This is a genomic window from Bacteroides sp. RCH18 (assembly GCF_058231005.1).
On record NZ_JBIPTC010000001.1, the window covers coordinates 3,953,814 to 3,966,142 of the forward strand.

At 40.6% G+C, this 12,329-nt stretch carries 3 protein-coding genes and 3 pseudogenes; 2 read left to right on the top strand and 4 right to left on the bottom strand.

Annotated elements, in window-relative coordinates; all coding sequences use genetic code 11:
- The first annotated feature begins 17 nt into the window (after positions 1-17).
- A complete protein-coding gene (locus ACHLI0_RS15375) occupies positions 18-4,055 on the top strand; it encodes a hybrid sensor histidine kinase/response regulator transcription factor (protein WP_490749538.1) in 4,038 nt (1,345 codons plus the stop codon).
- Between the two features lie 589 nt (positions 4,056-4,644).
- On the top strand, positions 4,645-5,745 hold the full coding sequence (locus ACHLI0_RS15380) for a glycoside hydrolase family 43 protein (RefSeq protein WP_234120031.1): 1,101 nt from the start codon (positions 4,645-4,647) through the stop codon (positions 5,743-5,745).
- Between the two features lie 62 nt (positions 5,746-5,807).
- Here ACHLI0_RS15380 and ACHLI0_RS15385 read toward each other — a convergent pair whose 3' ends face one another.
- The 4 genes and pseudogenes from ACHLI0_RS15385 to ACHLI0_RS15400 all read right to left on the bottom strand — a co-directional run.
- Positions 5,808-6,515 carry a DUF3823 domain-containing protein gene (locus ACHLI0_RS15385; protein ID WP_490749539.1) on the bottom strand — a complete coding sequence of 236 codons (708 nt, stop codon included), beginning with the start codon at positions 6,513-6,515 and terminating at the stop codon, positions 5,808-5,810.
- A 20-nt stretch (positions 6,516-6,535) separates the two neighbouring features.
- A pseudogene (locus ACHLI0_RS15390) lies at positions 6,536-8,400 on the bottom strand (RagB/SusD family nutrient uptake outer membrane protein).
- Between the two features lie 6 nt (positions 8,401-8,406).
- A pseudogene (locus tag ACHLI0_RS15395) lies at positions 8,407-11,603 on the bottom strand (SusC/RagA family TonB-linked outer membrane protein).
- Positions 11,604-11,727: 124 nt separating this feature from the next.
- A pseudogene (locus tag ACHLI0_RS15400) lies at positions 11,728-12,329 on the bottom strand (DUF1793 domain-containing protein); the annotation flags it as partial.

The following is a 12,329-nucleotide window of genomic DNA, read 5'->3' on the forward strand; positions in this document are numbered from 1 at the left end:
CATAAGACACACTTGGTATGAAGTTAACAAAGATACTGATACTTTTACTGGCCTTCTGGCTCGAACCATTGTCTGCATCTCCCTATTTCTCCTTCAAGAAATATCAGGTGGAAGATGGCTTGTCACATAATACGGTATGGTGTGCTATACAGGATAGCTATGGATTTATCTGGCTGGGCACCAGTGACGGACTGAATCGTTATGACGGTCGGGGCAATAAAGTTTATCGGAATGTATTGAACGATAAATTCTCATTGGAGAACAACTTCGTTGAGGCACTGATTGAAGAAGATCAGAATATATGGGTTGGAACGAACTCCGGACTGTATATCTATGACCGGGCAACGGACCGTTTCTCCTATTTTGATAAGACCACTCAATATGGCGTATACGTCAGCAGTGAAATCAAGAAGATTGTAAAGACGGAGAACGGACTTCTCTGGATTGCCACCTTGGGGCAGGGACTTTTTATTTATGATCCCAAGACCGAAGTGTTGACTCAGAATAGTATTCAGACCTCTTTTGTCTGGGATGTCTGTCAGAGTTATGATAAGAAGAAGGTGTATGTTTCTTCGCTACAGGAAGGACTGCTTTGTTTCGATGAAAACGGCAAATTTCTGCAATCATATAAAGTCTCATCGGACGTGAACTCTTCCGATAGTTACAAAATAAACTGTGTACTCGATGTAGAGGGAGAAGTATGGCTGGGAGCAGGCAACAATTTGTTGGGGAGATTGAACCGGCAGACCGGAACGGTTGAGAATTACATGGCTCCTTCATTGAACTTCGGGGCAGTTCGCAGCCTGCTGAAATATACGGAGAATGAACTGCTGGTAGGAACCGATAATGGACTCTATCTATTCAACCGCGAGTCGAAAACCTTCCTCCGTGCAGATAATCCGGCTGATCCGCGAAGTCTGAGTGATCAGACCATAAACGGCATGATGTGGGATGCGGAAGGTGCTCTGTGGGTATTGACGAACTTGGGAGGTATCAACTATATGTCCAAGCAGACCAAGCGTTTCGATTACTATTCACCCGCCTATCTGTCGGGGATAGCGGGAGCAGGAGAGGTGGTAGGCCCATTCTGTGAAAATAAAGACGGAAACATCTGGATTGGTACTCAGAGTGGCTTGTATTTCTTCAATACCGTTACACGGGAGCTTTCGGAATATCATATCGGTGGTGTAAAGAGTCAGAAATATGATATTCGCTCTTTGATGTTAGACGGCGATTGTCTTTGGATCGGTACTTATGCGGAAGGAATACGTGTGCTTAATCTGCGTACCGGTTCGATAAAGGAATATACCCACTCGCGCGGAATCCCCAATACCATTTGCAGCAATGACGTACTATGTATGTATAAAGACCGGAAAGGGGAAATCTTCGTTGGAACAAGCTGGGGCTTATGCCGGTATAATCCTGATGCCGATAATTTCATGACGATCACCAGTATCGGTTCCATGATTTCCGTGGGCGATATATATGAGGATATGTATAACAACCTGTGGATTGCAACGACCAACAGCGGCGTGTTCTCCTACAATACCCTGAGCGGACACTGGAAACATTTCCAGCACGAACGGGAAGATTCGACCACCATTACCAGTAATTCGGTGATCACGGTATTTGAAGATAACAAAGGCGTGATGTGGTTTGGCACGAATGGGGGAGGATTATGCTCCTTCGATCCCAAAACAGAGGCATTTATTGAGTTTGATTCTGCGCTTCCCAATAAGGTGATCTATTCTATTGAACAAGATCAGACAGGAGATTTCTGGATATCCAGCAATGCAGGGATATTTAAGATTAATCCGATTTCTAAAGCTCATTTCCGACAGTTTACGATTAATGATGGTCTGCAGGGAAATCAGTTTATGGCACGTTCTTCTTTAAAGTCTTCTGAAGGTAAACTATATTTTGGCGGAATCAATGGTTTCAATGTTTTCCAGCCGGAACGTTTTGTGGATAATTCCTACATTCCTCCGGTATATGTGACTGATATCCGTTTATCCTACCTGAATGACGAACAGGAAGTGAAGAAGCTGCTTCAACTGGGGAAACCGATTTATATGGCTGACAAGATAACCTTGTCTTATGAAAATAATAGTTTCACGATTCGTTTTGTGGCGCTAAGCTATGAAGACCCGGCACGAAACCGATATTCCTATATATTAAAAGGAGTAGATAAAGAGTGGATTACCAACTCCGAGAACAACTCTGCTTCTTATACCAATCTGCCTCCCGGAGAATACGAGTTCGAAGTGCGTGGCTCCAATAATGACCATCAGTGGAACGAGAAGACAACTACTCTGCGGGTAGTGATTACTCCCCCTTGGTGGCGTAGCTCTTTCGCCTATTTTATTTATATTCTCCTGTTGATGGGCTGGATTGTCTGGATTGCATGGCGCTGGAATCTTCGCGTGAAGCATAAGTACAAACGCCGGATGGAGAAATATCAGATTGCTAAAGAACAGGAAGTTTATAAATCAAAGATCGGCTTCTTCATTAATCTGGTACATGAGATACGTACCCCTCTCAGTCTGATCCGATTGCCTCTTGAAAAGTTGCAAGAGATAGAACATGAAGGAAAAGAGGCTAAGTATCTGTCTGTAATAGATAAGAATGTAAACTATCTTTTAGGGATTACCAATCAGCTGCTCGACTTCCAGAAGATGGAAAACGGAGCTTTGCAACTGAATCTGGCAAGTTGCGATATTAAGGAAATAGTGAATGATGTATATAGTCAGTTCACCAGTCCTGCCGAGTTAAAGGGAATTGAACTGGTATTGACTCTGCCCGAGCAGGAACTGGTATCAATGGTCGATCGGGAAAAGTTGAGTAAGATACTGGTGAATCTGATGGGCAATGCGATAAAATATGCCCGTACGCGTATCGATTTGAAACTCGTGACAACTGATGCGGGATATGAGATATATGTGAGTGATGACGGTCGTGGAGTACCGGATGCCCAAAAGGGAAAGATATTTGAAGCCTTCTACCAAATGCCGGATGATAAAGTCGCTACCGCCACAGGTACCGGTATCGGACTGGCTTTTGCGAAATCTCTGGCAGAAGCTCATCAAGGCAGCCTGCGCCTTGATGATAACGAACCGCAAGGTTCTTCATTTATATTATCTCTTCCTTTAAACGAAAAGAAGGCAGAAGAAGCAGCTGATATCGTTGAAGTTCATTCCGAAAACGAAGGTTCGGCAGAGAATATTCCTTCAGAGTTCTCCGGAAAGAAATTCACCGTATTGCTGGTAGAAGATAATGTCGAACTGTTGAATCTGACGCGTGACTCGTTGGTTGCCTGGTTCCGTGTGCTGAAAGCCCCGAATGGGCGTGCGGCACTTGAGATACTCGAACAGGAGAGTGTAGACGTCATCGTCAGTGATGTGATGATGCCGGAAATGAACGGGCTGGAACTCTGTAGCAAAGTGAAATCGGAAATCGACTATTCACATATTCCGGTCATCTTACTGACGGCAAAAACGACGCTGGAATCTAAGGTGGAAGGACTGGAATGCGGAGCCGATGTGTATATTGAGAAGCCATTCTCTATCAAACAACTGCATAAGCAGATCGAGAACCTGCTCCGCTTGAGGCAGTCTTTCCATAAGCTGATGGCCAGTTTGTCCGGGAATGCCAATCAGGCCTCGGCAGAACTTGCGATGACTCAGAGAGATTGTGAGTTTGTTGCCAAGATACAGGAAGTGATTGCCGACCAGTTGGCAGACGAGAATTTCTCCATCGATACTCTTGCAGAGCAGATGAACATGAGCCGTTCCAACTTCTATCGGAAGATAAAAGCATTGTCGGGAATGTCACCCAATGATTATCTGAAGGCCCTCCGTATGAATAAGGCAGCTGAGTTAATCCAGGGCGGTACACGTATCTCCGAGGTTGCGGCACAGGTTGGATTCACTTCCTCCTCTTATTTTGCCAAGTGTTTCAAGGCACAATATGGAGTTCTCCCGAAGGAATATGTTAATCAGTTGTCTGCTTCCGAGACAGCGGCAGAAAGCACTCCGGATGCCGATTCTACCGTTTGATTTGTCATCAGATGGATGAAAGAAGCATGCAGGGCTTGACAAACCGTTTTTTATGTTGTATATTTGTAAGTGAGAACCGGAAGTAAATTCGATAACATTGATAATATAGACGAAAAATGAGTAATAATAAGTACAATATAATAACAGATTGCAAGCGTTTCCACTTCGGATAGTGCTTGCCGGATAGTCTGATACAAGCTAAGGGCTGCGATTCTTTATGGGAATTGCAGCCCTTTTTGTTGCTTAAAATTAATATTTGTTACTGAAATAACGAAATCCTAGTTTATAATAAACTTGGGGGACGTTTATAATAAACGATGAAAGAATTTATTAATAAATGATTCGGAAGAAGTATATAAAGGGTTAATATATTTCGTGTGAAAGTGTGTAATGATACCAAGAAACTTTCTGTTTTTATTATTAATAGGTAGTTTGTCTTTACATTCTCTTTTTTCTGTTTTCCTGTCATCAGCAGGATGTGTCACGATGTAATGACGAGAATGATATTCCAAACTTAATTTTTATTTTCGCTTTATTAACTATTAATGAAAAAAAAGTCTTTTCTTTGTATCATCTTAAAAATGAAACTATGAGAATCAATTTATGTTTGTTATTATTCCTTGTTTTGCTGAACATCTCTTGTAATTCCAAACGGGCAGGAAAGAAAGAAGATGTTGAAAAAGATACTTATGCCAATCCATTATTTATGGAAGGGGCTAATTCAAGCGCGATTTACCATAATGGTAAATATTATTATACCCATGAAACTAATGAGCAAATATATCTGTGGGTAACCACCGATATTACCGATATGGCTCATTCCACTTGCAAAGAGGTCTGGGTGCCTAAAGATCCTTCGAATAGCCATAACCTCTGGAATCCGGAAATACGGAATATCAATGGTAAATGGTATATCTATTTTGCTGCCGATGACGGAAATACAGATAATCATCAGATTTATGTGATTGAGAATGATTCTCCTGACCCTATGCAAGGAGAGTTTCGCATGAAAGGAGCGATCATGACCAATCCCGATTGGAACTGGGGAATACATCCCTCAACTTTTGAACATAAAGGGGAGCTTTATCTTCTATGGTCCGGGTGGCCTAATCGGAGGATAGGCAGTGAAACACAATGCATCTATATTGCCCGCATGGAAAATCCCTGGACATTGGCTACGCAAAGGGTTATGATTTCGAAGCCGGAGTATGAATGGGAACGGCAGTGGGTAAATCCGGATGGCGGGCGGACTGCTTATCCGATTTATGTAAATGAAAGCCCTCAGTATTTTCATTCCAAAGATAACCGGACTGTCATTGTCTATTATGCGGCAAGCGGTTGCTGGTCTCCTTATTATTGTACCGGAATGTTGACTGCCGACGCGGATAGTGACTTGCTGAATCCGGCTTCCTGGAAGAAGAGCCCCGTTCCTGTATTTCAGCAGAGACCGGAAGATGGAGTGTATGGTCCGGCTAACCTTTCCTTCCTTCCTTCGCCTGATGGAACGGAATGGTATATATTGTATCAGGCAAGAAGTGTTCCTAGCGGTAATACGGGAGAGTCGGAGAGTCGCAATCCACGATTGCAGAAGATAGGATGGGATGCTGATGGAATGCCGGATTTGGGAGTCCCTTTACCTGTGAATACTCTGTTGCCTAAACCATCTGGTACAGTTCCGTTTACTCCTTGAGTTAGAATAAATGATAAGAGGGTGTCCGAAGACACCCTCATAAATAAAACTGAAATATAGTTCTATTTAAGTCTAAATACTTCCGAATAAATTCCTTGATCAGACCCTTTGGGCCACAGGCAAATACGTCCAAACAGTGTTCCTCTTTTTAAAGCTGTTTGGAACATACTGTTATTAGTATAATCTTTGGTAGTAAAACTATATATCTTACCTGTTTCGTCGTATTGTGCTAAATTTTCGGTTTCGTCATAACGATCTACATTATGTTCAGCATCACTCAAGAATTGTGTGGTACTTAATAACATAATCATACGATCAATTCCAGTACCTGCTATTTTATTTACTTTAAATGAAGCGTCAACTTTATTACCATTCAGAGCTATTTTAGCATTTTCTATTAAGTAATAAGGAGTTACTTCAACATCTTGTGTGGTAAGTCCATTTAATTTTATCTCTATAGTATCGCGTCCCTCATCACTCCAAGGTCCATTGCCAGCCTTCGTTATTAATTGATATTGTCCATCAAAGATACAGATAGAGAACTCTCCATCTTGGTTTACAAAAACCTCTACTGGATCGTGTTTTTGATAGCCACGTTGGTATAGCTGCAATTTGACTGCTTCATTGCCACGTAATTGTAAAGCCTCTCCTTTATAAACCACACGGCCTTTTATAAAGGAAGTCGGTTCGTCATAATTATCTTTGCTACAGCTTATTAATGCAAAAATAGACAATATGACTATTGAATATATTTTTAATATTGTTTTCATCTTCATTGTTTCTTATTAAGTTACTGATAAGGATTCTTCACTAACTTTGGATTATTATTAATCCAGCCGTTATCAATTTCTGAATAATATTGTGCATCTGTACATTTTAACGGACGGCGCCATAAATCTAACTTTTGCATATCTTTTTCAATAAATACCCATTTGCCATCGTTAGGATCACCTGAAGCAACCACTTTGAATGGCCATAGCCCTAAGCGTTGTGAAGTTCTTGCTGTTGGTTCACCAGTCCATATTTTGCTTGCCTCCATCCAGCGTTTCAGGTCCCACCATCGATTACCTTCAAATGCAAATTCTACTCGGTATTCATGCATGATTTTCTCATGATCAATTGTATTTAATGACGAGATTCCGGCCCGATTACGAACGGCATTAATATACTTCAGTGCATCTGTATCAGTATTATCCGTGATAGCTCCCAGCTAGCTTCAGAGGCAATTAGATAAGCCTCTGCTATACGGAAATAAACATTCCACATTTCGGAACCACGTCCAATAGTACCTGCTGAAGGTGTAGCATCCAAATATTTGCGCACGTAGAAACCGGTACGGTTTATTTCTCGGTCATTACCGCCGAAAGGACCATTATTAGCTGTAATCAACCTGCCATCCTCGTCATAAGAATTACGGGCTCCAGTTACTTCAGACCATGAACCATTTTCTTTTCGCAGTTGCCCAGCTTGTAATTCAATAACCTTACTGTCAAAAGTTGCTCCAGGTACAATGATAGAACCCATTAGGCGCGGGTCACGTTCCATGAATAGTTCTGTTGGTTCGGTAAAGAATTTCGGATTTTCAAGGGTACCAATTTCAAATGGTATACTCGTTCCTTTTTGTTCTTCTGTGGCATCAAGCGGTTCGAAAGCCTCAACTAGATTTAGCAAAACAGATAAACGGTCACTTCCAGTATCTTGTTCTATACTTTTGGGCAGGTTTCCTTTAGTGAACTGATGTGTTTGTCCCGGAGAGACATAATCACGACACCAAATGACTTCTGTATTACCATCTTTTTGGCATACAGCTTTATAGAAATTGTCCGCATGTGCTTTGTGAGTTTGCTCTGATGCCAGCATGAGCTTGTAAGGTCCATTTTCTATAACATCTTTTGCAGCGGCCAATGCTATTTTATAGTATTCTTGGGCTTTGGAAACCGGTATACCTACTTCTCCACCATTTGTGCGCAACTGCGGATGTGTCTCGGCCGTGTTATAAGTAGCTAATGAAGCTGCAGTTAAAGCCGCACGGGCTTCCAGCATTTTTGCTACCCAATAATTGGCTCGTGCAGAGTTTTTGTTAGTGTCTTTGGTCAACATTTTGGCGGCTTCCTGACATTCTGAGATTACATAATCGTATAAATCAGCTTCAGTAGAACGGGGTATCTGCAGAGTTGTAATATCCATACCTGGAGTGTAATTGAATATTTCATCATTTATTATAGGTACACCACCTAAAGTACGTCCCATGCAAAAATAAAGCCATGCACGAATATAGCGTACTTCACCTATATAAGCAGTTTTCGTGGCTTCATCTACAGCGTCTGAGGGTTTAATACCTTCTAAGAACTGATTAAGGTCATGTACTAGAGTATAGTCATATGTACGCCATTTGTTTCTATCGACATTTTCGTCGCTATTTGTGTCGAAATGAATTACCTCGTCTAGCATTGTCCATTGATCCCAGTCATCAATACGCTGTCCTATTGTTACGCGTCCATAAAAATTTGCCAATACGGATTTAACCAATGTAGGGTCTCCAAAAGTCTGATCTTGGGTTAATAATGTATCGGGCTTTGTGTCCAAGAAGCCACTACAACTGCCCAATGCCAACATCGTGGCAGTCATTACTGTATATAAATATTTCTTTTTCATTGTTTCTTAAAATTTTAGGTTTACGCCAATGTTTATTACTCGCATCGGAGGGTAATCCAAACCGTTGTCAGATGCACATTCCGGATCCATCACAGACAAATTGGATAAAGTCAGTAAGTTTGTACCTGAAACAAACAGTCTTAAATTACTAATGCCAGTTCTGTTTAACCATGTTTTGGGGAATGTGTAGCCGACTTCCAAATTACGTAACTTTAAATAAGTTACATTATGTAACCAATATGAACTTTTATCATAAGCACTAGTTTCATCAGTATTTAGACGAACCATGGGGTATTTACCAGGAATTAACGGACTATTAGCATCCCATATATCAGATAAATGCCATGCATCCTTCAATACTTCATCAGGGCTGTTTCCATCGTTTTGGAACGGACGGGCTGTCTCATAACATTGATTCCATGATGTCATACCGGAGCCGGTCCAATCCATTGCCAAATCAAATCCTTTCCATGATGCAGAAAGATTAATACCAAAATTGAGGGTAGGAGTACTATCCACACGATACCCAATGGGACGTTCATCCAAATAATTGATCACGCCATCATTGTTTTGATCTTTATACATAATATCCCCTGGAACTACTGTGCGATTCCCTTTTCTATCATTATCAACTGGATAATTGGCAATTTGTTCCCAACTATCAAAACGACCGATAGCTTCATACCCCCAATTCACATATCCTACACGATGCCAAATGCTGTTACGGTATTCATCCCACGAATTACTAAAGCGCGGCTTATACTGTTCCCAATCCCAAAAGCGGGAATAGGTTATATTGCCCCCAACACTATAATTGAAATCATTGATATGATCAGTCCACATAATGGAAGCATCAAAACCTTTGTGCATATCTGATTTAAGATTCTCCTTTGGTAGACTAAAACCTGCTTCGTTCGGTATTAACACATCATAACGAGGTTCAGGAATTCCATCACGTACACGACGAAAATAATCAAATTGTATATTCAAGCGGTTATTTAGAAAACCTAAATCCACGCCAATATCTAAAATCTTTGCTGTCATCCAGGATAGTGTTTGGTTAGGTAGTCCGCGAGTTGAGGTTCCTACTACCCAGTTGCCGTCAATTACCGCACCTCCACTGTTGTAATTATAGCCAGGTAGATAGTCAAAAGCAGAATAGTCAGAAACAGCATCATCACCAACTTCTCCATATGAACCACGTAGTTTTAAATTAGTTACGATCTCACCAACTTTGCTCTCTTTCCAGAAGTTCTCTTCAGAAACACGCCAGCCTAAAGATGCTGATGGGAAAAAGCCCCAGCGATTATCCGGACGGAATTTCCATGAGCCATCCCAACGAGCTATTAATTCAACTAAGTATTTGTCTGCATAACTATAATTGATACGTCCCAAATACCCCATACGTGCTTCTGTTCTATTTCCATCATCATTAAACTCCTGAATTTCTTTCAGACGAATCAAATCCATTGCATTAGAAACTGGTGTAGAATGAATCCACATTTTAGGGCGTTTACGTTGACTTGCCTCAAATCCGGCTACAGCAACAACCGCATGTTTACCAAATTTGCGGTCAAAGTTTAACTGAAAGTTTGAATATTGATCTTCTACCTTCTCGCGGTTACGTTCACGATAAGGATTTGACATACGGTTGGTTACATAGTAATTATCTTTTTGTTCGTCATAACCATATAGTTCGTAAGTGAATTCTTGGTTATCCAGTTCGTTATAAGCATAATAGTAACCTAGCATCCCTTTGAATTTTAATCCTTTCAGAATCTCATATTCAGCAGTACCGTTCATTTGAATTACGCGCCATACATCCGATACCTTTCCTGTAGTTTCGTAATTCAGAATAGCAAAGTTTGTTTCCGGTTGGTCGGATACGAGCTGTGGATAATTCGGATTATCATTAGCAAATGGTCGTTTAGTCGGTTGGTTTTTCATTGTTGCAAAACGAGGCAGCCATGTATCATCTGCTCCCGGTACTCCAGGATGACGACGATCTTCAATGCGTCCATTCATACTTGCCCCCACCTTGAGACGTTCATTTACATTCATTTCGATATTCATCTGTACATTTGTACGACGAAATCCACCGTAATTGCGGATAGTTGCATCTTGATTAATGTGGGATACTGCTACATAATAGTTTGCTTTATCTGTACCTCCAGAGAAATTAGTATTAATATAATACTGTGGAGCGCTTACCCAAATATAGTCTTCCCAGTCCCAGCCTTGATATTTAGGTTCTGTACCACTCATCCATTTTTCGTATTCTTCTTTGCTGTAACGACGAGAATCACCATTACGTCCAGAGAATGTTTCTGCTGTTACATAGGCATGAACATAATCCTTTACATTAGCTGGACTAACATATTTGGAGTTTTTCTGCCAACCATAATAAGCATTAACAGAAACTGTATTTTTAGAATTACGACTACCTTTCTTAGTTGTAACAACCACTACTCCATTCGCCGCGCGTACCCCATATAAAGCAGCTGATGCATCTTTTAGTACAGATATAGATTCAATATCATTAAAATCCATCTGACTAAATTGCCCTGTATCTGAAATAACACCATCAATTACAAATAATGGAGTACCCATGTTACGAATTTGCAAAGCTGTTTCAGCACCAGGACGTCCATCTTGTTGACGAGTATTTACACCTGCAATTTTACCAACCAGAGCTCCACCTGCAGTAACTGCAGAGGAACGAGCAATTTCTTCAGATTTAATTGAAGAAACAGCGCCTGTCAATGTCGCTTTCTTTTGTGACATACCAAACCCTGTTATAACAACTTCATCTAAAAACTTGTGTATCTTCCTGTAAGGTTATAGTAATTTGTCTTGCCTCTCCCACAGTAATATTCTGTGTTTGATAACCGATAAAAGAAATTTCTAATATTGTTTTTGGGCTACATTTAGAGAGAATTCACCGTTTATATCAGTGATTGTACCAGTACTCCCCCTGCTTCTTTTACATTGACTCCTATTAATGGCTCACCGTTGGCATCAATAACAGTACCTTTTACAATACGTTGTTGTTGGGTAGAGTTTACTATTAATGTATTTTCATCTATTATACTGGCAGCATGAGTATAGCTACTAGGTAATAATGAAAATGCAGCCAGACAGAGTGGGATACACCACATCTTGTTATGGCTTAAAAACCAAAATACTTGTTCTTCACTTTTCATAGCAAATTAATTTTATCACCTGTATTATACTTTAGAGAATAAGTACAATACAGATGGATGTTTAAAATATGTTGAGTTATTTCACATTCTATTTAATTGTATCAACTTTGAACGATTATTTATTTTATTGTTTGTTCTGTACTTTATCTATTAATACTTTCATCCAGTATCCTCCAATTACTGAACGCGCTTTAAAACCTGTCATTTTACCTGTCTTGGTTTCATGCCAATCGCTGATGGGCACACGTGAAGTCGTTTCATTGATATATTTATAAAGAGGAATTATGAACTTCTCGAAAGTATTTTGGTCTGGAGACATAGCTGCAATCCACATAATCCAGTCAGATTTAGTGTAATCTTTGCGGGAATCTAACGGTAATCCGTAACGGTTCTGTTTTGTTAAATAATAATTTACTTCTTTGCTGATTACGTTATTAGGGAATAAATTTAGGTTCCACATCTTATCCCAAATCATATTGTATTTTTGGCTCCAGGTATTCTCACGGTCGAACGCCAAACGGTAGTGATCACCTTCATTTGCCATTTCTTCCCATTTCACCGCATTTTCTTGGCTATACCTGCATATTTCTCTGCAACATCATCTAAACCAAGCATATGCGCCATTTCGCTATATCCGGCTACACCCATGATCGCTTTCACCGAAGATTGGCATTATGAGCCCAATGACCGGCGAAGTCATCCGTACATAATTGGTTCTCCGGGTCC

What these genes read in the sequence shown, in the direction of transcription:
- ACHLI0_RS15375 (WP_490749538.1), top strand. Translation starts at nt 18, where the DNA reads ATGAAGTTAACAAAGATACTGATACTTTTACTGGCCTTCTGGCTCGAA.
- ACHLI0_RS15380 (WP_234120031.1), top strand. Translation starts at nt 4,645, where the DNA reads ATGAGAATCAATTTATGTTTGTTATTATTCCTTGTTTTGCTGAACATC.
- ACHLI0_RS15385 (WP_490749539.1), bottom strand. Translation starts at nt 6,515, where the DNA reads ATGAAAACAATATTAAAAATATATTCAATAGTCATATTGTCTATTTTT.